The sequence below is a fragment of the Gloeocapsa sp. PCC 7428 genome, from assembly GCF_000317555.1.
Taxonomy (GTDB): domain Bacteria; phylum Cyanobacteriota; class Cyanobacteriia; order Cyanobacteriales; family Chroococcidiopsidaceae; genus Chroogloeocystis.
The window spans coordinates 906,968-931,505 of the sequence record NC_019745.1; the positions used below are offsets into that span (position 1 = coordinate 906,968).

Annotated in this window: 18 protein-coding genes; 7 read left to right on the forward strand and 11 right to left on the reverse strand. The window is 44.6% G+C overall.

Annotated elements, in window-relative coordinates:
- Positions 1 to 93: 93 nt before the first annotated feature.
- Positions 94 to 327 carry a hypothetical protein gene (locus tag GLO7428_RS27640; RefSeq protein WP_015187287.1) on the reverse strand — a complete coding sequence of 78 codons (234 nt, stop codon included), beginning with the start codon at positions 325 to 327 and terminating at the stop codon, positions 94 to 96.
- Positions 328 to 506: 179 nt separating this feature from the next.
- Between GLO7428_RS27640 and GLO7428_RS04060 the strand changes: the two genes are divergently transcribed.
- Positions 507 to 1,046 (forward strand): phycobiliprotein lyase, encoded by a 540-nt coding sequence (locus tag GLO7428_RS04060; RefSeq protein ID WP_015187288.1) that lies wholly within the window; start codon positions 507 to 509, stop codon positions 1,044 to 1,046.
- Between the two features lie 38 nt (positions 1,047 to 1,084).
- Here GLO7428_RS04060 and GLO7428_RS04065 read toward each other — a convergent pair whose 3' ends face one another.
- Positions 1,085 to 2,788 carry a diflavin flavoprotein gene (locus tag GLO7428_RS04065; protein ID WP_015187289.1) on the reverse strand — a complete coding sequence of 568 codons (1,704 nt, stop codon included), beginning with the start codon at positions 2,786 to 2,788 and terminating at the stop codon, positions 1,085 to 1,087.
- A gap of 115 nt (positions 2,789 to 2,903) precedes the next feature.
- Entirely contained in the window at positions 2,904 to 4,631 is a 1,728-nt protein-coding gene (locus GLO7428_RS04070; protein ID WP_015187290.1) for a diflavin flavoprotein, read from the reverse strand.
- A 186-nt stretch (positions 4,632 to 4,817) separates the two neighbouring features.
- Between GLO7428_RS04070 and GLO7428_RS04075 the strand changes: the two genes are divergently transcribed.
- On the forward strand, positions 4,818 to 5,603 hold the full coding sequence (locus GLO7428_RS04075; RefSeq protein ID WP_015187291.1) for a pantothenate kinase: 786 nt from the start codon (positions 4,818 to 4,820) through the stop codon (positions 5,601 to 5,603).
- 76 nt (positions 5,604 to 5,679) lie between these two features.
- On the opposite strand, the gene GLO7428_RS04080 is transcribed toward GLO7428_RS04075, so the two are convergent.
- Positions 5,680 to 6,135, reverse strand: a complete 456-nt coding sequence (locus GLO7428_RS04080) for an NUDIX hydrolase (RefSeq protein WP_015187292.1) — start codon at positions 6,133 to 6,135, stop codon at positions 5,680 to 5,682.
- Positions 6,136 to 6,731: 596 nt separating this feature from the next.
- Between GLO7428_RS04080 and GLO7428_RS28275 the strand changes: the two genes are divergently transcribed.
- A complete protein-coding gene (locus tag GLO7428_RS28275) occupies positions 6,732 to 6,896 on the forward strand; it encodes a hypothetical protein (RefSeq protein ID WP_015187293.1) in 165 nt (54 codons plus the stop codon).
- A 58-nt stretch (positions 6,897 to 6,954) separates the two neighbouring features.
- On the opposite strand, the gene argH is transcribed toward GLO7428_RS28275, so the two are convergent.
- The 6 genes from argH to GLO7428_RS04110 form a co-directional block, all read right to left on the reverse strand.
- Positions 6,955 to 8,376: an argininosuccinate lyase gene (gene argH / locus GLO7428_RS04085; protein WP_041918508.1), complete on the reverse strand. Its 1,422-nt coding sequence runs from the start codon at positions 8,374 to 8,376 to the stop codon at positions 6,955 to 6,957.
- A 447-nt stretch (positions 8,377 to 8,823) separates the two neighbouring features.
- A complete protein-coding gene (locus GLO7428_RS04090) occupies positions 8,824 to 10,224 on the reverse strand; it encodes a PP2C family protein-serine/threonine phosphatase (RefSeq protein ID WP_015187295.1) in 1,401 nt (466 codons plus the stop codon).
- Positions 10,225 to 10,610: 386 nt separating this feature from the next.
- Complete coding sequence (gene ftsY, locus GLO7428_RS04095; protein WP_015187296.1) at positions 10,611 to 12,239, reverse strand: signal recognition particle-docking protein FtsY; 1,629 nt, start codon at positions 12,237 to 12,239, stop codon at positions 10,611 to 10,613.
- Between the two features lie 96 nt (positions 12,240 to 12,335).
- Positions 12,336 to 12,971 (reverse strand): transcription antitermination factor NusB, encoded by a 636-nt coding sequence (nusB, locus tag GLO7428_RS04100; RefSeq protein ID WP_015187297.1) that lies wholly within the window; start codon positions 12,969 to 12,971, stop codon positions 12,336 to 12,338.
- A gap of 131 nt (positions 12,972 to 13,102) precedes the next feature.
- A complete protein-coding gene (locus GLO7428_RS04105) occupies positions 13,103 to 13,783 on the reverse strand; it encodes a DUF502 domain-containing protein (protein ID WP_015187298.1) in 681 nt (226 codons plus the stop codon).
- Between the two features lie 263 nt (positions 13,784 to 14,046).
- Positions 14,047 to 14,856: an HpsJ family protein gene (locus tag GLO7428_RS04110; protein ID WP_015187299.1), complete on the reverse strand. Its 810-nt coding sequence runs from the start codon at positions 14,854 to 14,856 to the stop codon at positions 14,047 to 14,049.
- 2,148 nt (positions 14,857 to 17,004) lie between these two features.
- Between GLO7428_RS04110 and GLO7428_RS04115 the strand changes: the two genes are divergently transcribed.
- The 3 genes from GLO7428_RS04115 to sds all read left to right on the forward strand — a co-directional run bounded on the left by GLO7428_RS04115 (position 17,005) and on the right by sds (position 21,028).
- Positions 17,005 to 18,918, forward strand: coding sequence for an N-acetylmuramoyl-L-alanine amidase (locus GLO7428_RS04115; RefSeq protein WP_015187300.1), 1,914 nt, complete (start codon positions 17,005 to 17,007; stop codon positions 18,916 to 18,918).
- 84 nt (positions 18,919 to 19,002) lie between these two features.
- Complete coding sequence (murI, locus tag GLO7428_RS04120) at positions 19,003 to 19,848, forward strand: glutamate racemase (protein WP_015187301.1); 846 nt, start codon at positions 19,003 to 19,005, stop codon at positions 19,846 to 19,848.
- 208 nt (positions 19,849 to 20,056) lie between these two features.
- Positions 20,057 to 21,028: a solanesyl diphosphate synthase gene (sds, locus tag GLO7428_RS04125; protein ID WP_015187302.1), complete on the forward strand. Its 972-nt coding sequence runs from the start codon at positions 20,057 to 20,059 to the stop codon at positions 21,026 to 21,028.
- A 96-nt stretch (positions 21,029 to 21,124) separates the two neighbouring features.
- Here the strand turns inward: sds and GLO7428_RS04130 are convergent, their stop codons facing one another.
- Positions 21,125 to 21,613, reverse strand: coding sequence for a hypothetical protein (locus tag GLO7428_RS04130; RefSeq protein ID WP_015187303.1), 489 nt, complete (start codon positions 21,611 to 21,613; stop codon positions 21,125 to 21,127).
- Between the two features lie 543 nt (positions 21,614 to 22,156).
- On the opposite strand from GLO7428_RS04130, the gene GLO7428_RS04135 reads away from it, so the two are divergent.
- A complete protein-coding gene (locus GLO7428_RS04135; protein ID WP_051038396.1) occupies positions 22,157 to 24,502 on the forward strand; it encodes a DUF3488 and DUF4129 domain-containing transglutaminase family protein in 2,346 nt (781 codons plus the stop codon).
- The last annotated feature ends 36 nt before the right edge of the window (positions 24,503 to 24,538 follow it).

Below are 24,538 nucleotides of genomic sequence, written 5' to 3' on the forward strand. Positions count from 1 at the left end.
TTCGGCTATTACAGAAGGGCATTGCCTAATCAATGTATGAATCGTTAAGTAGCTGCACTCTTAGCCCCCTAAATCCCCCACGCTTGGGGGACTTTAAAAGAATTTGGTTCCCCCCAATTCTGGGGGGCGAGGGGGCAAATCATACTTCTGTTCAGCAACGCCTACAGAAGAAAGGCACAAGGCAAGATAGCAGAAGGTTTTGACACCATAGTAAAAAATAACTCTTCTCACTGCTTTCAGTGTTTGCAGCGTCTGAATTCGAGCAACAAGATAATCTGTATCTCCCGACACATTGCGCCAAAAATATGGTGCTGCGGTACAAAGCATTGCCTTGCACGCACAGATGCCTTCTTTATCTTGCTTGATTTTGTAAAACTATGACACAGTTCTTCTTTTTGTCGCTATATTATTAGGTATAATTTACAGTATTAAAAATAGTAACAAGGTATTGCAATTAATCGTTTGATACCCTTTGTTGCTTTAACTTTCCATGAGGCTTGCTGATAGTGACATCACCGCGACAACTGACCCCAAACACAGAAGCTTCGCTACTAGCTGCGGAATTTTTCAGACGCTCCGCTGGGAAATGGCGCTCAGAAAGGCGATACTATACTTTGCCCGACGGCGAAACTAAAGAAATGGTCAGTATGATTACCATTCGCTTTTTAGCGCCAGGGTGTCCTGAACTCGAACAACTTGCTCAACTACACCAACTCGATGACGCTGCCATTTTAACTTGTGGAGCAGAAGTGAGTTGGGAGAGTACGAATTCAGTATCAGGAAAAAAAGAGTCTAAGGGCGCGACCCTTTTTGGTGTAGGGGGGACAACGTTGTATCGCGATCGCGGTTTTGCCACAACAAAGCCAGTGACGGCTGAGTATTATTTCTCCAATCCACAAACGATGTGTCTGCGTACAGAATACAAAGGTTCTGTTTTTGAAGAAGAATTGAAGCTGATTGGTAACAATTACCGCACTCGGCAAACCATCATCTCTCGTGCAGGCGAACAGCAGATGATCGGTCAGTATTTAGAGAAGAGACAGTAGGAAGGGGTGAGTTCTGCTTCCTCTGCTCCTCTTTGCCTCTAGTAATGGTTTCCTGACTTACGATGGTGAACCGCAGTCACTCCATCAGGAGCGAGAACTTTACCGTTATCAACACTTGCATAGACTATCCAATGATCGCCGGCTTCCATGCGATTTTGAATTGAGCATTCTAGATACGCCAGCGCGTCGGAGAGGATAGGACAGCCATTATCTGCGCTTTGAGTCGCTACACCGCTAAAGCGGTCTTCTCCAGGTGCAAAAGGCTTCATGAAGTGCTTGCGTAATTGCTTGCCCTCAGCGAGTACATTCAGCACAAATTTGTTGCCAGTGTGCATAAGTGATTCAATTGCACGGTCTTTAGCAACCGCTACAGTTAATCCAGGAGGATTAAAAGTTGCTTGAGAAACCCATGACGCTAGCATTGCACTAGAAACATCTCCCTGTTTAGTTGTCACGACACTTAGCGATCCAACAACTCGCCCAACGGCTTGTTCAACACTGGTAGCTGGTTGTCGCGGGGCGCGGACTTTTTTGGCTTTTTTCAAGCTTTGAGCAAAGTCAGTTCCTGCTTCTTCACACAGTTGGAGAGTGACATCAGTAGGTTTAAACTTGACGCGCATCGTGTCAAACCCAAATCGATAACCAGCATCTTTGAGTTTGCTCTCGATTACGTCAATCGCTTCACCACTCCAGCCGTAAGAACCAAACACTCCTGCAAGTTTATTGTTAGTCGCAGTCGAGAGGACAATGCCTAATGCGGTTTGGATCGGAGTCGGCGCATGACCGCCAAGCGTAGGTGAACCCATGATAAATCCAGCAGATTTTTCTACCGCAGTGCGAATCTCTTCAGGAGCAGCAATTTCACAGTTGATCGATTCGACCGCAACACCTGCTTTGGTAATGCCACGCGCGATCGCCTGTGCTAGTGTTGCCGTATTTCCATAAGCGGAAGCATAAATCAAAGCGACAGTCGTATCTTGAGACGTCTGCTGCTGACTCCACTGTCGGTAAGCTTCGGTGAGTTGTAACAGTCCATAACGTACTAATGGACCGTGCGCTGTCGCGTACATTCGCACAGGAAAATCAGCAAGCTTATCGAGTGCGGTTTCTACTTGACGCGCGTGCGGTGCCATTAAGCAATCAAAGTAGTAGCGCCGATCTTCTTGGAAACTTTCCCAGCCCTCATCAAATACTTGGTCGCCGCAAATATGCGCGCCGAATAACTTATCTGTGTAAAGAATTTCTGTGAGAGGATCGTAGGTGCAAAGATGATCGGGATAGCGCGGGTTAGGAGTAGGAATAAATTGCAGATGATGACCTTTGCCTAAATCGAGCGTTTCCTCGCCGCGCATCACCCTAATTTGTAGTTCAGGGTGTTCTAGTGCGCTACGGAGATTGATTGCACCAGGGTTAGAGCAGACAAAGGTAATGTGTGGGGCAATTTCTAGTAGCGCTTTTAACGTTGCAGCACGGTTAGGGTTAACGTGTCCGAGAATGACATAATCGAGCTTTTGTAAATCGATGCGCTGCTGTAAAGCTGCTAAATAAATTTGGGTAAAAGTTTCTCCAGGAGGATCGATAATTGCTAGCCGATCGCCTTGAATGATGTAACAGTTAGCAGTCGTACCGCGCGCCAAGGCATATTCAATTTCAAATCGTAACCGCGTCCAACTGCGCGATCGCAGCACGGTGGTATCGGTACCAACGGGAAAAAACTGTACGTCGCGTGGCTTTGATTGCATAAGTCAAATGAGGGGTCAGAGGGCGGAGGTCAGGGTTTTTAGAGCAGAGGAGCCAGTTCGCTCAACGGAGGACACCTCCGCACCTTTCGACTGGCTCTTCCTCACTCCTTGCCCCTTAGTAGTGATTGCCGACTTTGCGATGGTGAACGGCGGTGAGGGCTTCGGGATTGCTGACTCTACCGGTTTCGATGGTGGCATAAACAATGTGGTGATCGCTTAGTTCCATCCGGCTTGTGACTTCGCACTCCATGTAAGCTAGCGCTTCGGTAAGAATTGGCGCGCCATTTTGGGAAGGTTGGGTTTTAACGCCCTCGAAACGATCGGCACCAGGCGAGAAACGCTTGAGGAAGTGTTTCATTAAGTGCAGGTGATTGCCTTCTTCTAAGACATTGAGCACAAAGCGATCGCCGACTTGCATTAACGATTCAATCGCGCGGTCTTTCGCAACTGCAATTGTCACTCCGAGGGGCTTGAAACTTGCTTGTGTTACCCACGACGCCAACATTGCGCTTGATGCGTCGCCTTTTTTGGCAGTGATGATGTAAAGTCCACCGCTGATTCTACCTAAAGCTTTGTCGAGATCGGCATCTAAAGATTTCATAACTTTGATGCTGCGATCGCGCGTTAGCCATTGTCCTAAGTCAGTTCCTGCTTCTTCACACCGCTTGTAGGTTGCTTCGGTGGGTGCTTCTCTAATTTGAATTGCGGGAAAAGCAATCGAAAGTCCTAAATCGCGGAATTTGTTCAACAGTGGGTAAACTGGCTCATCGTCACTACCACCCGATTCAAAAATACCGACTGCTTGCTTTGCTTTAGCGGCGGCTAAGATGGTACTTAACACAGTTTGGGTGGTTTCCGCTGCATCTCCTGACGCGGGAGGCATTCCGATTACGATTCCTGATACGCGGCTAATGAGTTCCTGAACTTCTTGGAGATCTGCGGATCGCAAGTCTACAGTTTCAACCGCAACGCCTGTTTTGGTGATACCTTGAGCAATTGCTTGTGCGAGGCGATCGCTGTATCCATAATCGGAAGTATAAACAACCGCAACGGTTGTTTCTGCCTTTGCTTGCGATTGACTCCAGACGCGATAACGGCGCGTGAGTTCTTCAACGTTGTGATACAGTAGTGGACCGTGACCTGTTGCGATCGTGGTCACTTTGCCTAGTTCGCCCATCCGTTTGAGTGCGGATAACACTGAACGTGCATTTGGAGCCATTAAGCAGTCGTAATAAAAGCGGAAATCAGCTTCGATCGCGCCGAGGTCTTCATCAAAGGTATAATCGTCGCAATAGTGCAACCCAAAGGCATCACACGTGTAGAGAACTTGCGTTTTGCGATCGTAAGTGAACATCGTATCAGGCCAGTGCAAATTCGGGGCGCTGATGAACTCTAATTCATGCCCGTTACCTAAATCTAAGCGATCGCCGTTTTTCACAATTTGCCGCTTAAACGGCTGATGCACCATGTCTTCGAGAAACTGAAGCGCGACTTTTGAGCCTACGACTGTTGCTTCGGGAACAAGCTGTAATACGTCTTTGACTAAGCCGCTATGATCCGGTTCTGTGTGGCTGATAATGATATAGTCAATTTCTGCTGGGTCAATGACATGACGCAGCGTGTCTAAATAAAGTTGGCGAAATTTCTCATGAGAGGTATCGACTAAAGCCGTCTGCTCACCTCGAATGATAAATGAGTTGTATGTTGTGCCATTTTGCAAGCCAAACTCGATATCAAAGCGATCGCGATCCCAGTCGAGCGAGCGAATTGCGGTTGTATTGGGAGCAATGTCGGCAGTTTGCATTGTTAGCCGATTCTGGGCTTTATCGGTGAGCACTACCATTCGTCAGCCTCCTGCGCAACTTATAACTTTTTTTTATCTAGTTTTATTGTCTCATGCTTTTTTTGTAAAGGTTTATTAATAAATTTATATTTCAGTTTAAAAAACTAAAAGTGTTTCAAGGGGTAAAGCAATGCCTTATCCGTACAAAGTAACTGCTAGCAAAAGATTAAGAATCGCGATTGATGTATGAGTGAATCGCACTGGCTAGCATTAGTTATTGGTAATTCGCGATTGCACTGGGCATGGTTTAATGCAAAAAGGCTGCAAGCGGCTTGGGATACTGAGTATTTACCTGCATCAGTTGTGCAAAAACTCGCAAGCTGTCAAAATATTACCGATTTTTCTCAAGAAATTTTAGCTCCTAGAGCAATTAATATCACCTCACCACCTATTTACTTAGCTTCAGTTGTTCCCAGCCAAACGGCAATTTGGCGAACATATCCCAATCTTCACGAAATAATATTAGCGCAAGTTCCACTACAAGGAGTTTATCCGACGTTGGGAATTGATCGCGCCTTAGCGTTATGGGGCGCAGGCGCAACATGGGGTTTCCCTGCACTCGTTATTGATGCTGGAACTGCGTTAACTTTCACAGGTGCAAACGGCGATCGCATGCTGGTTGGTGGTGCGATTCTTCCAGGTGTTCGCTTACAATTTCAAGCCCTAGGCGAACGAACTGCTGCATTACCGCTTGTCGATCCTCAAGAATTACTTCCTCCGCGCTGGGGTTTAAGTACGCCTACATCAATTCAAAGCGGGGTAATGTATACGCTGATAGCTGGAATCAAAGACTTTGTTAATGCCTGGTGGCAAGAATTTCCTGCGAGTTGTGTTGCGATAACAGGAGGCGATCGCACTTTACTTCTCAATTGTTTTCAATTGCAACACCCAGATATCGCCGCAAAGATCACTTCCGCCCCACATTTAATTTTTCAAGGAATACGCTGTTACTGGGCAAGCCGAGAGGAATAAGCACCGAGGGTGTAAAGTGGTAGAGGAAGCAGAGGAAGAATAGTGTTTTACATAACTCACCACTCTTCACCCCTTCTTAGGCTACAGTAGTCAACCCAGCAAAATAATCTTGTAGTTGCTGCGTGTGGTCGTGTGAAAGTTCACCAGGCGGTAACGATGTCGGCGGAAAAGCTTTGATGTCGATCACTTCTAAAGAATCGCGAATTTTCATTTCGCCTTTTACTTCGGCTTCTACCAGCACGCAAATAGAATGTACGCGCGGATCGCGATCGGGTGCGGAATACACTCCAACCAAGCGGCGAATTTTAACAAGTTCAAGTCCTGTTTCCTCGGCTAACTCTCGACGCACGGCTGTCGGAATATCTTCTCCCCAGTCCACCATACCTCCTGGCAGAGACCATTTGCCATTATCACGGCGACGAACCAAAACGATCTGACCATCAGGCAGAATTGGAATAATGCTAGTACCAGGAATTGGATGCCGAAAGATAATTCCTAAGACGGTTTGACCAATTTGCCACAAACGGCTCATATAGCGAAAAGCTGGAACGCGAGAAAGACTAATATTATTCAACCTTACAATTTTTGGAATAAACTGCCGTCAGTAATATCATCGAATACAGCTTGAGGGTAGTCGGCTCTTTTGTAGAAAAGGAGACACTATGTTTTACCACGCTTGTTCCCTTTATTCAATAATGAATTGACTAGCACCTCATATATTGAGCTAGTGTTCATGCTAGCACCTCACATTAGGAAGCAATAGCGCTAAGCGTAAGCCTGGAGTCGATGACTCACTGCGCTTGCCCAGAGAGATATCAGTTAGCTTATAATGAACCCTAAAGTGGCATAATAGTCGTTTGACTTAGTAATTGGCATTTTGTCTAATCTTAATGCTCAGTCTATGGCAGCATAGTCTAGCAATAAGGTAACTCAAGCCTACTGTCAGAAACCTGTGTCATACACAAGTTGATGCGTAGCTACCAGTAGCCAGCATACTTTTCGAGTCGAGGCGTGCGACTATCAAGTTAAATTCGCTAGGCTGGAGGTATACCGTTTATTAGTGGTAGCTTATATTGCCTCTCTAAAAATTTTAGAGGCTTAAATTGTTGTTTATTCATTGAGGTGAACATGGCTAAGCGCCGTAACCCAAAAAAAGAAAAGGCGCTACGGAATCAGGCGTACGCCCGAAAGTTTCGTAAGAGAACAACTACAGGGCGTTTCCAGAGAAGATATCAGCAAAATCCGCAGCAGCAACGAGAAGAAGAAGATACAGCAGCAGCCGCCGACACATAAGCGTTTAACCGCACTTGTTAAGGCTTTATCCGGCAGTTACCATCCAAATAACTCGGCGCTAATTTGACGAAGTAGCAGTGGTTGCGGAGGTATGCTCCGCAATCAATAGCTGACGAGCAGCAGTAATTGCTTGGCTTACTTGTTCAAAGCCGGTTCCACCGTAGCTGTTACGCGCGGCAACGACCTGTTGAGGAGCGATCGCTTGATAAATATCTTGCTCAAAGGCAGGATGTAAAGCTTTCCACTCCTCTAAGCTCAAATCTTTGAGGAGTTTTCCCGCCGCGATGCAAGTTTTGACAACTTTTCCAACCAGGTTGTAAGCTTCGCGGAAAGGAACTCCGCGTGCTGCTAAATAATCGGCAACATCGGTTGCGTTAGAAAAATCTTCGGCGACTGCTGCGGATAGGCGCGGAGTAGAAAATTCTAATCCCTCCCGCAGCAGAATTGTCATCGCTTCTAGACAAGCTTTGACCGTGTGGACGCTATCAAAAATAGCTTCTTTGTCTTCTTGCAAGTCTTTGTTATAAGCCAAGGGTAAACCTTTCATTAAAACAAGTAGTGCTTGGAGATGACCGCATACTCTCCCCGTTTTGCCCCGTACCAGTTCTGGCACATCGGGGTTTTTCTTTTGTGGCATAATGCTCGAACCTGTGGCGCAGCTATCTTTAAGCTTGACAAAGCTAAATTCTTGCGACGACCACAAAATCACCTCTTCTGAAAGACGGCTGAGGTGAACCATGATGAGACTTGCGCTAGCAAGAAATTCAATCGCAAAGTCGCGATCGCTCACTGCGTCCATGCTGTTAGTATAAATCTTTTCAAATTGCAAGAGTTTGGCGGTGTAATGTCGATCAATCGGGAAAGTGGTACCAGCTAACGCCCCACTTCCCAAGGGCGAGATATTGACGCGCTGATAAACGTCTCCTAAGCGTTCCCAGTCGCGTTGTGCCATTTGAAAGTACGCCATGAGGTGATGCGCTAAACTCACAGGTTGGGCGCGTTGTAGGTGCGTGTAGCCAGGGATCAGCGTTTGAACATTTGTTTCGGCTAGATCGAGAAGAACGCCTTGAAATTCGCGGATGGCTTGGCGAATTTGGTGAATTTGGTCGCGCAGATAAAGCCGAATATCAGTTCCGACTTGATCGTTACGCGATCGCGCGGTATGGAGTTTTTTGCCGACATCGCCAACAATTTCGGTTAAGCGTCGTTCGACGGCGAAATGAACGTCTTCCGCATCGATTCCTGGTGTAAATTTTCCTTGTCGATATTCTTGACGAATTTGTTCTAAACCTGTAGCCAGTTGCGCGGCTTCTTCGGGTGTGACGATCCCTGTATGTCCGAGCATTTTTGCGTGGGCGATCGAACCCGTGATGTCGTATTCGATTAATTCAATATCAAAGTTGATACTAGCATTGAAGCGAGCGATCGCAGGGTGTAGCGCTGATTCAAATCGCTGACTCCATGTTTGTTGTTGATTCACAGCTAATTTACGTTCCTTCACTCAAAGTCAATTCCCATCAAAGCAAGATTTTGACGGAAAATTAAATGATATGAGTAATTAATTTTAAATCGCTGTTACCAAATCTGCTTTTTGCACACAATTTAGGAGAGGTCGGAGGTCAGAGGACGCGCTTTTTTTCAAACCTACGGTTCGGAGGTCGAGGAAAAAGCCCTGCAACTAAAGTCGGGGCTACCCAAACAAAGTGTGCCGACGCACACGCTTCACTTAGAGTTTTATGAATGAGTCTACCTGGGTGGACTTTGTTTGTTAAGCTGCGAATAAATTCGCAATTCTTTTCATGCCGCAAGTTTAATCTTTTTGCCTTTTAGATGGATAAATCAGCGATCGCTTGAAACCATCAAAAAGTTTAGGCTTCCCACCTGTCAAACCCTAAAAACCCTAACCTCTGACCTCTGAATCCCTTTATTAATTTGCCTGCAAGACAACAAGTGTCATGTCATCTTTATTTTGGTTTGCAGAGCCAGTAAAGCGATACACTTGCTCAAACAGATATTCGAGGATGGCTTGCGGTTCTTGACAGTGCTGACAAGCCCAGTAGAAGTGACGAATGAGGTTTTCTTCATCAAAGCGATCGCCGCTTTGATTCGCTGCATCAGTAAAACCATCCGTGTAGTAAATAATCGTATCTCCTGGATGCAGTTGAATATGAGCGTCTTCATACTGACTTTGTGCATCTAACCCAATCAGCATTCCCCACGTATCCAAGCGTTTGACATTTCCTGTTGCGGCTTGCCAAAGTAATGGTGGGTTGTGCGCAGCATTACTGTAATACAGCGTTTGAGTTTGGGGATCGTAGGCAGAGCAAAATAAAGTGATAAAGCGGTGCGAATTTTCTAAATGCGCATAAATTACTTGATTTAATTTTTGGAGAATCTGGGCTGGTGAATTGCCGTTAGGGACTTCTGCACGTAATATTCCCTGTGTCATCGTCATCAATAAACCTGCGGGAACACCTTTTCCCATGACATCTCCAATCACAATTCCCCAACGACACGGAGTATCGCCACTTTGCTTTGCTTCGCTGGGATGGCAGTTGGTAGGAATAAAATCATAATAATCTCCTCCGATATGACTTGCTGGTTGACAGCGCGCGGCTAAAGCGATTCCTGCAATTTTTGGACACTGGCGGGGTAGCAGTCGTAGTTGAATTTCTGCACCGATTTCCAGTTCTCGATTCATGCGTTCTTTTTTGCGCAGTTCGGCTGTCAATTCATCGTTTTCAATGGCAACTGCGGTTTGATCGGCAACTAAGCGGACTAACTTTTGTCGATTTTCTGTCCAAGTGTATTCGGGTTTGCTGCTAAAGACATAAAGTCGTCCGCGTTCAGATTGTTTGACAAAAATTGTCGTGCCAAATAGTTGAATGTCTGATCCCAGGTAGCGGCTAACTTGGTCGTCTAAAGCCGCCGTCGCAGCTGCGGGAACAATTTTAGGCGCGGTCGTTAAAGAAGCTGTCACCGCGCCGATCGCCGTTTCTAGTGCCTTGCGGATGTTTTGGCTTTGACGACTATCTTGACAGTGCAGTCGTTCTAAGCGCACTTGACCGTTAGGCTTAAATAAAACTAATGCCCCGCCATCAGCATCTGTAACGCGTGTTGCCATCAAGGGAATGAGTTCCAAAAACTGATTGAGATTATTAAAGCTTCGCAGGGCGAACCCAAGAGAACTCAATAGATCGTGGATCTTGTGCTGCTCTTTGTGCAGACGCGCTACAAGTTGTTTGAGCGCCAAAATAGGAGTGCTATCAGTGTTGGCGTTGCTATTGCGGTCAGCAGTAGGTTGCGAGGAAGATTGAGACACAGGCACAATTGTTATTCTCTTATCTGAGGATTTGATCCATCAAGTGGCAGCAAAAATCATTTTGTTTTGTGACGAGAAGGTATCGCCAGCTACATAAGCTAGAAACTGTAAAGCCTTTTGTGTAACCTGGTGATGGCAACGGTAAAATACGGTTTTTTACTTTAGTTTTTTGTTTGGATTCTAGCAAAGAACTGCTATTTACCCTTGGCACTATGCCTCCTGCTGCCTGCCACACTTATAGCATCTAAGCGTAAATTTAGCAGTAGGGGATAATGCTAGGAGCAAGTTTTATTTTTTTCCTTAGATTAAAGATTATTTAATTGGAAATGTTGAAGTATTTTAGCTGAAAAAATGTATTTTCAGCTGAACTCGTTTGATATTTTGTGTCTAAATTAACTACTAAGCAGTGCTTCCACAAATTCGTAGCTAGAAAACGGGCGTAAGTCTTCAATTCCCTCACCTGCACCGATAAAGCGAATCGGGAGATTGAGTTGCTGTACGACCGCTAGTGCAACTCCTCCTTTCGCCGTACCATCGAGTTTTGTTAAGACAACACCACTCAGTTGAGCCGCTTGGGCAAAAACTTCCGCTTGACGTAAACCGTTTTGCCCCAAAGTTGCATCGAGAACAAGTAGCGATTCAATTTTAGCGTTGGGAGCTTTTTTATCAACAATACGACGAATTTTACTAAGTTCGTCCATGAGATTTTTCTTATTTTGGAGTCGTCCCGCAGTATCAACTAAAAGTAATTCAATGTTGCGTGATTGTGCAGCTGTAATTGCATCAAATACGACCGCCGCAGGATCAGTATTTTGTCCTGGATTGGCAATTACATCAACTTCACTACGTGAACCCCAAATTTTAACTTGCTCGACCGCCGCCGCGCGGAAAGTATCCGCCGCAGCAATTAAGCATTTGTAGCCGGACTTTTGGGCAATATGCGCGATTTTGCCAATCGTTGTTGTTTTACCCGCGCCATTGACTCCGGTCATCAACCAAATATTGAGCGTGTCTTTTTCGGGAGCAAATGTAGCGTTATGCACTTTTAAAGGTTGATCGAGCATATCTCGTAGAATTTCTTTGAGATAGGCGATCGCAACTTCTGGGGGTAATGCCTCTTGTTTAATTCGCTCTTGTAGGGCGTTAATTACATAGTCTGTGGCTGCAACACCAACGTCCGCTTGCAATAGTAGTGCTTCAATTTCTAGTACGGCTGCTTGGTTGAGTGGTCCTTGCCCTACGATCGCCTTGAGTTGATTGACAATATTACGGCGAGTCTTATCTAAACCTTGGCGTAGCTTTTTGAGCCAAGTAATTTCTTCAATCGAAATATCTTCGGGTTTGCGTCCTTGCGCGGCTAAAATTTCGGCTGACCACAAGAAACCCTCATCAAATGCCAAACCAGGAATTGATAGTGCTTCGTCTGCGACTTGTGGAGTTTCCGCCACTGTAGCAGCAACTGGTTCAGGTTCCTCGATTGCGGTTGCTTTGAGTCTTTCTAATCGCGCTTGGCGTTCAGCTTCTGCCCTTGCCCAAAATGGTAGTGATTCGGTTGTCGCGTCAGTTACTGTTGTTTCGTCACTGATTAATGGCTCATCTTCTGTCGTGACGGGTTCACTTTCTGCTGCGAGTGGTTCGCTTTGCGGAGTTTCTGGCGCTAAAGAAGGTTGTACCTCATCTTCTGTCGTGACGGGTTCACTTTCTGCTGCGAGTGGTTCGCTTTGCGGAGTTTCTGCTTCTGAGTAAGTCGTTTCCGATTCTACTACTTCGATTGAAGTTTCTTCATCGGTCGTAGCGGCATCTTGTGCTGGCTCAACAACTGATTGCGCTTGTCGTTGTTGAATATTTTTGTAGGCTGCCTTAGCAAAACTTAAGTAGTCAGCTGCATCTTGTGATGGTTCGCGCTGTTCTTCTTCAGGTGTCGGTTCTGGTACAGGTGGTGTAGCTGTAGACTGTTCCTCGGTTGCGGGAGCAGCTTGCTCATTACTACTAAATTGACGACGGAACCAATTAAAAACCATTGCACTACTGTAAATTGCCAGCTAAGACTTACTTTATTAAATAGCAGAGATGTTTAGTTTACCAACTCTCAACCAAAGCAGGCGATATACCTGCTGCTAAGATTTTGGGTAAGCAGCTTGTGTTTGCTCGCTGATGCGGCGGAGAACACCATTAATAAAGCGGTGTCCGTCATCTCCACTGTAACGCTTAGCAAGTTCTACCGCTTCGTTGATGGCTACGCGATCCGGAACGCCTAAGTATAATATCTCTGCAACTGCGATGCGGAGTAAGTCGCGGTCGATGCGTGCAAGACGCGATACTTGCCAATCGACTAATGCAGCATTTAGCTGTTCGTCAATTTCTGGGCGATGAATATTGACGGCGCGGACAATTTGTAGCGCGTAGGTACGAACGTCAAATTCAGGTTGATTTGCTAGTTGAATGAGTTCGGGTAGTTCTAGTGCTGTACCAATTCGGTTAATTGCGCTTTGAGTAAGTTGGATGGACTCATCGACCATTGACCGAGAGGTACGTAAGTCGCTAGCACGTGTTTCGCTACTTAATAAGCGATCGCTCGCGCGTTGTAGTTCGGCTGCGGCGGTCGTCAGTGTATCTTGAACTTCGGTTGTCAAAGTCCTGACGGCTGCCAATACCATATTTGACAGTTGCTGTGTTTCTAGTTTTTCGGGTGAACTTGGTAGTTGGCTCAAGCTGAGTAGAGCCAGTTCGCGGGCAATTCTACGAGGTTGCATAATGAGAGGTTGGGGGTCAGAGGAAGTAGAAGACGGGGAGTTATGAGTGCTGAGTTATAAATTTTTTTAATAAATGCTTTCGGTACGCTACGCCCACCATTCAAAACTCAAAACTCACCAGTCACTCCTTTTTACTGTAGTGGTGATTCGAGTGTACGCTCTTTAGGAACAACTAAAGGTTGTATGGGAGGGCTAGCAACGATACCTCCAGAGATTATCACCTTGAAGGCATCTTCTATCGACATTTTTAAGGTAATAACTTCATCTTCAGGGACAATTGCGTACCAACCAGTTGTTGGATTTGGAGTTGTCGGAATAAAAATACTCAATACAGGACGAGCTAATTGCGACTGGATATCACTGCTGATGTTGCCTGTCACAAATGCGATCGCCCACATTCCTTTGCGGGGATACTCTACTAAGATAACGCGGCGAAACTTGCCGTTGCTATCTCTTAGCAAAGTTTCTAGCAACTGTTTAAGTGTTTTATAAACTGAGCCTGCTAAGGGAATTGCTTGCAAAAGTTGCTCTCCCACATCGAGCAACCACCGTCCCGCAATATTGCGAGCCATCAAACCGATGAGCAAAATGCTAAATAACGGTACGGTTAACCCTACTGCTAAACTTAACAGATCCACTAAAAGTGGATGCATACCATCAAAGGGATTTAGTTGCTTAGGAATTTGTGTGAGAAAGTCGATAACCCATGTTGCGATCGTAACGGTTAGCCAAATTGTAGTAGCCAGCGGAATGACTACTAATAGCCCTGCGATCAAGTCGTTTTTTAAGTCTTGTTTAAGGCGTTCAAACACAAATCGCCCACTCTCCTTGTAACTGGCACTTGACTTTTGAGTTGTTTGCGGTGAGTCAGTAAATTAGGATACGACACACTGAGGGAAACTGTTATCTCATATACTGACACGTAACTTTATTATCCTCGCACCCTCTCCCTGCCTTAGTTCAGGTCATTTGCAATTGGTTGCATATTCTATTGTATTCTTTGAAAAGCTGTAAAGATTTGTTTCAATTATTGTAGCACTACTCATTAAGTCGTGGAGTGCAGCGCATCACCTCGTTAATAGTCGGTGTAATTTGGGCGATCTGGTGGTAGCGAGTTCATGTTTCTTAATCCTGTCCAGCCAATTAGAATGTAACCAATCGACAGCAGCAAACTACGAATACCACTGCCAATTCCCGATTGCACTTGTTCTTGCGCGCGTTGTTCGACTTCTTGTCTGCGCTGCTGAATCTGTTCTAAAGCTTGATTGCGAACGGTATCTGCATTCAGTTGTTGGTCGATGATTTGATCGAGGGCTTGCGGGTTTTCTCTAGCTTGTTGGAGTATGTTTCTAATTTGCTCTGGGATTTGTGGGCTTTGGAGTGCGGCATTCACTTGCTGTTCGTCTTGCAAGATAGCGGAAATTTGAGTGCGGATTTGGGTTCGCTGCGCGGCGATTTGGCTTTGGATTTGAGTTTCGGCTTGCGATACTTCTTGATTGATTCGGGCGATCGCTTCTGACCTTGCTTGTAAAATATTATTAATGTGTAGCGGCGCAAGTAGTAGAAAAAGTAGCCCTAACAAACTTGCCAACACCAATACAAGAAATCTTAAGTTGAGTCCTGCTTGGCGACTCCAAGTAGCGTCTGTGCCAATGGTTTCGATCCAATAACCAGCTAAAAGTAAGGCTGTCCCTACCATAGGAATTGTCCCACGGTCAATAATTTGAGTGGCGAAGTTAATTTGCCATGCTTGAGTTTGCGCTCGAAACGGAAATAACAATAAGACAAAATCAAGTAAAAAAGCCAAGATGAGGATGATTCCTACGATTTTCAAGGTTCGGGATGCCAGTGAAGAAAATAATATGTTGTTATTAAGTGCTTTCATTGTTTTGATCTTTTCAGTGCCAGGTGCAAGGAACGAGCATTAGAAGAGTATTTTATCTTCATTTGGTTCGCAATGAATTATTTTTCCAACTGTCGAGTTTTATATAAGGTAGTTGATATTAGTGAAAGTTGCAAAAAGTACATATATTCTTATTTAAGAAGACAGCTATGTATCTCTGTAAATGAATAGTTTACAATCGCGAAGGCAAGAAAACAAATTCTCATCTTTTAGAAAAATACACTCTAAGCTCTGTTTTTTTTGTCAACGTAGGATACTTAACTTATTATTTTGATAGTGTCATTGAGCAATTTTTTAAGGTGTAACGCCACTCAAGTAAGCGATAATTGCTAGTTGATTAATTATCGTTGTTCGCCAAACTCTTAAGCGCAACAAACGACGTGCTGAGGCGATCGCAGATGCTGAGATAGTCGTAATACGCCCTTAATGTCGCAACCGCTCATCATTCAAAATCTTCCATAATCAGTAACTGAGGAAAGCCACCAATCTGCTAAAAAGCCGCTGACTTCATAAAAATAGCTCGATCGGCATAAAGCATTTGTAGCTAGCGCGATCGCCAATCTATTCCGTACTCAATGATCCTTAAACTCAGTAGCAATACATTAATGCATAGCGCAAAAGCCCCAGCAATTGGTAATTTGTCGTGTTTAAGGCTTGATACAAGGTATCGTAACCTTTTAGAAGGCGAGTAACAGCGTGCAAGAACAATAAAATATTACCTGTAGCTAATAAAGCGCCCAAATTCATCTGAACCGCAAGAGTCGTCACAGGCGCAGACAAAACTTTCGCACCGAATGATTGCGCAATTTCTACCGTGCGATCAGGCTGAACACTTGCTAGGCTTTGTCGCAGTTCACGGCTTCATTAATAACAGGGACAATAACAGAAATCAGTTTTTTGTAATAAGTATATCCTGATAAATCTAAGCAAAGCCTTACTACAAATCGAAAATCAAAAAATATACTTCCTACTAGAGCAATTCGGCAGTGTATGTAATTATATGGAAGTGTACATCAAACTGTTTTATCCTGATACTTCTGCCGCTGATTATATATCTAAAAAATGAAGCTAATGCTAATTTTTACTCATAAATTTATTGTTTGATTTTAGTAATTATTGTATAAATATTTGCTTGATTCATTTTTTAACCTTCGTTAAACCATGGATTAAGCTTGCCAGCGACTGCTAGCAGCGATCGCAGGAAGCCACAATTATTTTTTTAGAGTATTAGAGAAAAGCGCATGGCCGTAATGTTTTAGTGTATTTTTATACACGTAGTTATTCAGTATAAGAGATAAAAATTCATGCTTGCGTATGATAAAAAAACTCGCTTGCAAGGCATCCTGCAAAATTGTACATATTTTTAACAGGGTTGGACTTTGAATTGAGAGTATCGTCTGAAATTAGCATTAAAATTATCAGGTCTTGTGCCAGAATAGCGTTGCAGAATGTGCCAGTTTTTTTTTCAGTGCATCAACCTGCAATGTGGCAGCTATCACTCGTTGCGAAGCAGTAGAGAACCGAGACAGCTTTTTTGTACGTAGCCAAACCTGAAAAGAATTTTTGGCAAATAGTTTTCAATTCACCTGCTTAAGTAATTGATTTTAGACAAAACTGAAGTTAAATTTATTCCAAGTTTATTCTCTGTTAAATTTTGTAGGTGACAGCGGAAACTTCAATCTCTCAATCTCCGTCCGCAGTTTTAATAAATTTGCTGAACTAAAATTCTCATCTGAGGGGATTTCGCCACCAAAGTTGAGAATCTAGGTTACTTTTCGTAGAAGTAACCTTTGAGCAGCAAAGGATGCATCTCAAACCTTTGGCTCAATCAAGACGAAATCTCAGCGTTACAGTCGCGGTTGTACTAGTTATTGACTTGAAGCCAGCTACTGTTGATTGTGGTTCACGACTTGGTGTATGCTCTCGGCTTTAAGTCAAGATTGAGTCTTTAAGCTCACTGCTCTTAAATCGTGAAGTGGGTTTTGTCGCTGCCATACGCGTTGTGTCCTGATCCTCAGGTATACTCAAGGGCGGCATATCAGATATATCAGTGTGTGATGGAGTGAATAAGAGCAGATCAAGGAGACGTAGACTGCGCGAAATGAATGCGATGAATTAGGAGAAAGCATTGTGAGATTTCACTGGCTACTACCCAGTACTTTAAGCATTTTTCTGTTATCGTCTCCCGCAGAGGCGGCGAAACTTAGATCGTGGAATTTTGATGCTAATCGCAATCGATTGGACTTCAAGACAGAGGGTGCTGTTCAGCCCAAAGCACAACTTATCTTTAATCCTGTGCGATTGGTCATCGACTTACCAGGAACCACATTACAGCGTCCCACGGTAAAACAAGAGCTTGGCGGAACAATTCGCAGTATCCGAGTTGGTCAATTTGACGAACAAACAACTCGCGTCGTGATTGAATTAAGTCCTGGCTACAAGCTCGATCCAGAAAAGGTAAAATTTCAAGGAACAACACCGAGTCAGTGGAGCGTACAGTTACCCCAACCGGAACGAGTTGCGCTGAGCCCACCACCAACACCATTATCCCCAACGCCACAAACAAGGGCTAACACCTCGGCTTCCCAGCCATTGCTATCAGCGATTGTGCCAGGGCGTAGTACGACAAACAACACACCCCCAGCCCTAGAAAAGCTAACAACGACTGCAACGGTACAAGTCGAAAATATTCAGGTGACAGGAGACGGACTTTTTGTCCGCACTCGTGGTGGTGGAACGCCGCAGATTAGAGTGAATCGCAGTAGCGATCGCGGTACGATTGATGTCGATTTAGTCGGTGCTTCGCTATCACCACAGCTAACTAAAAAGCCTACGGTGACAATTAACCGCTACGGTGTTAACCGGATTCAATTCAATCAAGTGCAAAAGTCACCGCCCGTAACGCGGATGACAATGCGGGTAGACCGCAATGGACCTGATTGGCAAGCAACGGTTAGCCGTTTTGGTGGTTTAGTCGTCCTTCCACAGGGAAGAAGTACTGCTAATACTGTTATCAATACTCTGACGCCAAACACAAATACCAATACACCTTCGTCAGGATTAGCAACAATTCAAGCCGCCGAACTGACGATTGATGGCGCGCAATTATTGATTCGCGCGAGTGAAAAGGTTAACTATACAAGCGGTTGGGACCGCTCGACAGGACTGTATCGTATTACAATTCCGAATGCGCAGCTAGCAAGTAATGTCCGAGGACCCTCGCTGACTTCTAATAGTCCAGTACTACGCGTGCGTTTGCAGCAGGCTGACCCGCGTACCGTCACAATTTGGGTACAACCAGCAACAGGAATTCGGATTGGCGAACTGAATCAACCAGGACAAGACATCCTCGCGTTACAACTTTCCCGCGCTAACTCGATCTTACTACCGCCTGCGAATGCGCAAACACCGCCACCAGAGCCGCAGCCTGTCGCAGTACCAGTACCCCAGCCAACGACACCCCCAAAACCGGCTACATCTCCTCCGGCGAAGCCTAATCCTCCTAAACAGCGCGCTGTCGTCGTTATCGATCCAGGACACGGTGGGAAAGACCCTGGCGCGATTGGCATCGGTGGAGCGCAAGAAAAGCAAGTCATTTTACCAATATCAAAACAAATCGCTGCGATTCTGGAGAAAGAAGGCATAAAAGTCGTCATGACCCGCGATTCGGATTATTTTCTAGACCTCGCCCCTCGCGTAGCGATCGCCGAACGCGCTAATGCGGATATCTTCGTGAGTATTCATGCGAACTCGATGGGGCTTAGTCGTCCTGATATCAATGGTTTAGAAACGTACTATTTCTCTAGCGGTCAGCGTTTAGCACAGGTAATTCATCGCAATATTGTGCGGCGCGTGACTGTGCGCGATCGCGGCGTACGACGCGCCCGATTTTATGTCTTGCGCAAATCTTCGATGCCTTCGGTTCTCGTTGAAGTTGGTTATATGACTGGTCGTGAAGATAATCCCAGACTGCGAAATCCTGCTTACCAAACACAAATGGCAGAAGCGATCGCGCAGGGGATTCTAGAGTACCTTGGGCGCTAGTTGTCTGATTTTTTGGCGATTTTGGTGTTTTATGCCAAAATTCATACTCAGCATCTATGCTTCGTTCAATTTAGTTAATAACCTGTGGCTGATACTTCTGTCTCTTCACATTCACATCAAATACAAAACGCTCCCATCGGCATTTTTGATAGCGGCTTAGGCGGTCTGACGGTACTACATCAGCTTTACCGCCAACTGCCTCAAGAGTCTATTATTTATTTTGGAGATACAGCGCGAGTTCCTTATGGCACTCGTTCGCCAGGTGAAATTGTTCAATTCATGCGCGAAATTCTCACCTGGATGCTTCAGCAGCAAGTCAAAATGGTTGTCACAGCTTGTAATACAAGTTCGGCGCTGGCCCTCAATATCGTACAAAAAGAATTTCCTATCCCGATTATCGATTTGATTCTGCCAGGGGCAAAAGCAGCAGTACAGCAAGGTAAACGAATCGGCGTGATCGCAACTCCAGCAACTGCGGCGAGTAATGCTTATAAACGTGCAATATTAGAAATCGATCCGAGTGTCCAAGTGTGGCAAGTAGGGTGTCCTGAATTTGTGCCACTTATCGAGCAAAATCGCATTCACGACCCCTACACAAAGGAAGTTGCACGCGATTATTTAACTTTCTTATTACAACAGCGCATCGATACGTTGGTGTATGGCTGTACGCATTATCCTCATCTTGCACCAGTACTGCGATCGCTTTTACCACAGTCCGTTAAACTTATCGATCCAGCTGAGTATGTCGTTGCAGCGACGGCGCAAGAACTAGAATTATTAGGATTAAAAAATACTCATCCCCCTTCACCAACACGCTTTTGTGTCACTGGTTGTCCTCGACAGTTTGCCCAGTCTTCCTTGCCTTGGTTAGGTTATACTCCTGACGTTGAAGCGGTTTGCCTAGCACCAGCCCAGTCAAGATTAGTCTAGAGCAGAAGGAGAGGCAGCAAAGGACGTAAAGCAAAAAGAATGTATACGAACTGACTCTTAAGGCTAACCAATCACCCCTCACTCCTATTTGACGATGCAATACAATTTCTACGGATTTCCTCATAAAACTTCCCCCACGCCAAGGCTTAGCTTAAAATGAGTACAGATTATGTAAATTTTCTTAACTAAAGCTTGAGTCGGCTTATACATGACCTCAGCCACCTTCCTTTTTTCCCCCGTTGAAGCAGACCTACAGATACTGTCAGAAAACTTAATTCAGTTAGTAGGTACGCGCCATCCCAAACTCTTCGCAGCGGCAAAGCACTTATTCGGAGCCGGAGGAAAACGGCTGCGCCCAGCAATTGTGCTACTTGTATCGCGAGCAACAATGTTGGATGAAGACATTACGCTGCGTCATCGTCGCTTAGCTGAAATTACAGAAATGATTCATACCGCAAGTCTGATTCATGATGACGTGGTGGATGAATCCGCAATGCGGCGAGGTGTTCCGACGATTCATAGTCTATTTGGTAATGGTGTAGCGGTACTTGCAGGAGATTTCTTTTTTGCTCAATCCTCCTGGTATTTGGCTAACTTAGACAATTTAGAAGTCGTTAAGCTCTTATCAGAAGTGATTATGGATTTTGCGGCTGGAGAAATTCAGCAAGGCGACACTTTATTTAACACAAGTTTATCTATCGAAGCTTATTTGAAAAAGAGCTACTATAAAACAGCAACTTTGTTTGCAAATAGCTGTAAAGCCGCAGGTGTACTCAGCGGCGTATCAAACGAAGTTGCAGAGCATTTGTATTGTTATGGGCGTGATATTGGTTTAGCGTTTCAGATTGTCGATGACATTTTTGACTTCACTGGTTCAACCGACGTCTTAGGTAAGCCCGCTGGTTCGGATCTTAAAAGTGGCAATTTAACGGCACCAGTGCTATTTGCTTTGGCAGAAAAACCGTATTTAGAAGTCTTAATCGAACGCGAATTTGCCCAAGAAGGCGATTTAGAACAAGCGATCGCGCTTATTCAAGATAGTAAAGGTCTCGAACAAGCACGCGAATTAGCTAAACAACACGCAACTCAAGCCGTTGAGCATCTCAATGTTTTACCACCTTCTGAATCGCGCCAAGCTTTGATTAATATGGCTGATTACGTTTTGACTCGATTGTATTAGTGGTTAGTGGCTAGTAGCTAGTTACCAGTGGTTAGGAGTAGTGAAGAAGTTCTCTGTAGTATTTCTCCTCTACACCCCTGCTTCCTCTACTGTTTATTAGGCGATATTTGGAGGAATGTGGTTAGAAGGTGTATTTGACAAAGGAGATTGCTGCAACTGAACTTGAACTAATCGCTGCATATCTTCACGACGAATTTCAATGCCGTTGGTTGTATCACCTGGCATTTCAAAGAAGATGATACTGTCAATAGTTTCTAAAGCAATTAGCTGAAAGAGGATAAGAGTTATCGGAATTGGGACAGCAATTAACTCTGGATCAATATCAGTTGCATCAGAAGCTGTAGCAACATCTTCTAACGTGGGAAAAGCATAAATAACACGTTTCTCCTGATCGGGTTCATCACGACTGCGTAAAGTTGTCACTACCCATTCTTGTTCTAAGCTTTGTACAATGTAGTACTGTAAGTGATGTAACTTCTCAGCGAGCAGTTTTAATCCAGGTGCGATCGCTGCAACAACTTTGGGTGTAATGCCATCCTGGGGGGCATCATCAATCAATAATTGAATTTGCGTGTCTAAATTCATAATCGAGCGCGAAAAAGCTCTTGCTACCCTTTGAGTTTAGCCCAAAGCGGATAGTTGCTTGATGCGACCATTCGCTAGTATGAAACCGTAGTTTTACTGAATCTTTTATCAAGACTTTTTTCTAATCACAATTTCAGTACATTTACGCAATTGTTTTACCAAAATTATTTAAATAACAGCAAATTGATCAGTGGGATTGCGCTAGTTTACTTATCTTGTTATTCGTTAACTTATAAGTAAGTGGGCATAATTAAATATCACACGTAACATTGTCAGGTAACGGGTAATAGGGAATAGAGACTCTTTCCAATGACCAATGACCAGTTACCGCCGTTCCTTCTTTAGAAGCCTCTTTAGGCGTGCGGCGGCTTCGCCAATTACCAGTCCTTAAGTTATGTTTATTTTTACCCACTTACTTTTTTTACTTTATTAACAATACTCGCTTAGAAAAGCTTCACGCTCTATAAATTTTGTAGTTCGTTAAAAATATTACATAAATTCAATTAACTTACTAGCGAAAACAGTATGACGAAATCATCCAGAATGCGACAGCGAAATCGAATCAAAGCATCGCTAGCGCTATCTGGTTGGAGTCAGTGGCGACAGCCTAGAAAGACAGAAATCACTGAAGTAGAAGAATCGCGACTTTTGCGATCGCTTGTCCAAGCATTAGTCACTGTCGGAATTATTGCAACTGATGTTGCAGCAGAAACGCAGTTTAGCTTATGGGCAGTACCCTTAAGTATTGTTGGGGCAATTTGGAGTTGGTATCGCCGTCACGACCGCAACATTCCGACCAAGTTTTGCATTGCGATCGCGATGTTAGCAGCACTCGCCGCATTTTTTGGGCGCTTGTTGGGTGAATTAAACGATACCAGAGTTCTTCTCGCTGAACTTTTAATTCAACTTCAAGTCTGTCATAGCTTTGATTTACCTCGTCGCAAAGATTTAGGCTATTCCATCGTCATCGGGTTAATTTTACTTGCAGTCGCAGGCACACTGAGCCAGACTTTAGCGTTTGCACCAATGTTACTGCTTTTTTTGGCGATCGCTTTACCTGTATTAGTTTTAGATTATCGTTCGCGATTGGGTATTGAGGGGCGAAGGGTAAGGAATGAGGGGCGAGGGGAGAAGTTTTCCTTCGTTACGCTCAAAAGCACAGGGATACTATTTTTAGTCACTGTGGGGCTAGGCTTAACGGTTTTTGCGGTTTTACCTCGGTTTCCAGGTTATCAGCTACGAACATTTCCCGTAAGTGCGCCGATTGATATTCAAGAAAACTTTGATGGGCGCAGTATTGTCAACCCAGGTTACGTGCGCGAGGGAAGCGGTGGAGGGACAAGTGGCGGTAGTGGTAGCGACGCCCAAGGGGGAACAGGTGTAGACGAAACTTTTTACTACGGGTTTAATAGCGAGATTAATCAAAATTTACGCGGCGAGATGAAACCCAAAGTTGTCATGCGGGTGCGATCGCAAGCGGAAGGATTTTGGCGCGTCTTAGGATTCGATCGCTATACAGGTAAAGGCTGGGAAATTTCGCGTAATGAACAAGTCGTCAACCTCAAACGTCCAACTTGGTCGTATCAAATATTTTTATCACCACCGGCGATCGCTGGGGCGACGCGAGAAGTTGTTCAAACGTATACCATCGTTTCTGAATTACCAAATTTAATTCCAGCGTTAGCTTATCCTAAACAAATATTCTTTCCTGCACCCGAAATCGCGGTCGATCCAGAAGGCGGTTTGCGATCGCCTGTAGGATTATCGAAAGATCTCACTTATACTGTGATTTCGCAAGTTCCTTACCGCGATCGCACTTTATTAGGACAAGCGTCAACAAATTACCCGAAAAATATTAGTAATTATTATCTACAAGTTCCGCCAGAAATTGCCGCACAGGTACAACAACGCACTCAAGAAATCTTAGCAAACTACAATCAACAACGTGTAGGACAATCAGAAAAAGCACTCACATCGCCTTACGAGCAAGCTTTATACCTTGCGCAGTACCTCAAGCAAAATTACACTATTCCAGAAAATCCTTTAGATCTTCCGTATCTTGCAGAAAATGAAGATTTAGTCGCAGCTTTTCTCTTTAAACACAAAGGTGGTTATCCCGATCACTTTTCTACTGCATTAACAATTATGCTGCGTTCGATTGGGATTCCGGCGCGGCTATCGGTGGGCTTTAGTCCTGGAGAATTCAATCCGTTTACAGGTTTGTATATTGTACGTAACACGGATGCGTATGCATTGACCGAAGTATATTTTCCTGAATATGGCTGGTTTGCTTTCGATCCAATTCCAGGACACCCGCTGATTCCACCTTCAGTCGAAGAGGCACAAACGTTTGGTGTTTTGCAAAAATTCTGGCAGTGGGTTGCTGGGTGGTTACCAAGCCCTGTATCGGGTTTTCTCAATGCGCTATTTACAATACTTTTGGATGGAATAACAGCAGCGATCGCATGGTTTATTGCGCTGTTTTCTCAAGGTTGGCTGGGTGTTTTAACGGCGTTAATTGTTGCTACTGGAATCAGCTTTTTATGTTGGCTAGGTTTACAACAATGGCGAATTTGGCGCAGAAAGCAGACTTTAGCCAAATTACATCCAATTGAGAGATTGTACCAACAAATGCTTGATTGGACAGCAACACAAGGCTTGCGCAAACACGCTGCTCAAACACCACTAGAATATGCACAAATATTGCATCAGCATTATCCTACAAGCGTTGCTAAAGTCATTGAGGAAATTTGCCAAGCTTACCTAAGTTGGCGCTATGGTGGACAATTACGTGATGTCGAAGAATTAACAATGCAGTGGCAAACTTTGAAAAAATATCAACTATCCAATAGAAAAATCTCCCAAAGAGGTTACAAAGCAACAATGTAACTTCTCAGGAAGGCAGGTTGCTATAAACTTCTAAAT

Coding starts and splice junctions, on each gene's coding strand:
- GLO7428_RS27640 (WP_015187287.1), bottom strand. CDS start 327: ATGCTTTGTACCGCAGCACCATATTTTTGGCGCAATGTGTCGGGAGAT.
- GLO7428_RS04065 (WP_015187289.1), bottom strand. CDS start 2,788: ATGCAATCAAAGCCACGCGACGTACAGTTTTTTCCCGTTGGTACCGAT.
- GLO7428_RS04070 (WP_015187290.1), bottom strand. CDS start 4,631: ATGGTAGTGCTCACCGATAAAGCCCAGAATCGGCTAACAATGCAAACT.
- GLO7428_RS04075 (WP_015187291.1), top strand. CDS start 4,818: ATGAGTGAATCGCACTGGCTAGCATTAGTTATTGGTAATTCGCGATTG.
- GLO7428_RS04080 (WP_015187292.1), bottom strand. CDS start 6,135: ATGAGCCGTTTGTGGCAAATTGGTCAAACCGTCTTAGGAATTATCTTT.
- GLO7428_RS28275 (WP_015187293.1), top strand. CDS start 6,732: ATGGCTAAGCGCCGTAACCCAAAAAAAGAAAAGGCGCTACGGAATCAG.
- ftsY (WP_015187296.1), bottom strand. CDS start 12,239: ATGGTTTTTAATTGGTTCCGTCGTCAATTTAGTAGTAATGAGCAAGCT.
- nusB (WP_015187297.1), bottom strand. CDS start 12,971: ATGCAACCTCGTAGAATTGCCCGCGAACTGGCTCTACTCAGCTTGAGC.
- GLO7428_RS04110 (WP_015187299.1), bottom strand. CDS start 14,856: ATGAAAGCACTTAATAACAACATATTATTTTCTTCACTGGCATCCCGA.
- sds (WP_015187302.1), top strand. CDS start 20,057: ATGACCTCAGCCACCTTCCTTTTTTCCCCCGTTGAAGCAGACCTACAG.
- GLO7428_RS04130 (WP_015187303.1), bottom strand. CDS start 21,613: ATGAATTTAGACACGCAAATTCAATTATTGATTGATGATGCCCCCCAG.
- GLO7428_RS04135 (WP_051038396.1), top strand. CDS start 22,157: ATGCGACAGCGAAATCGAATCAAAGCATCGCTAGCGCTATCTGGTTGG.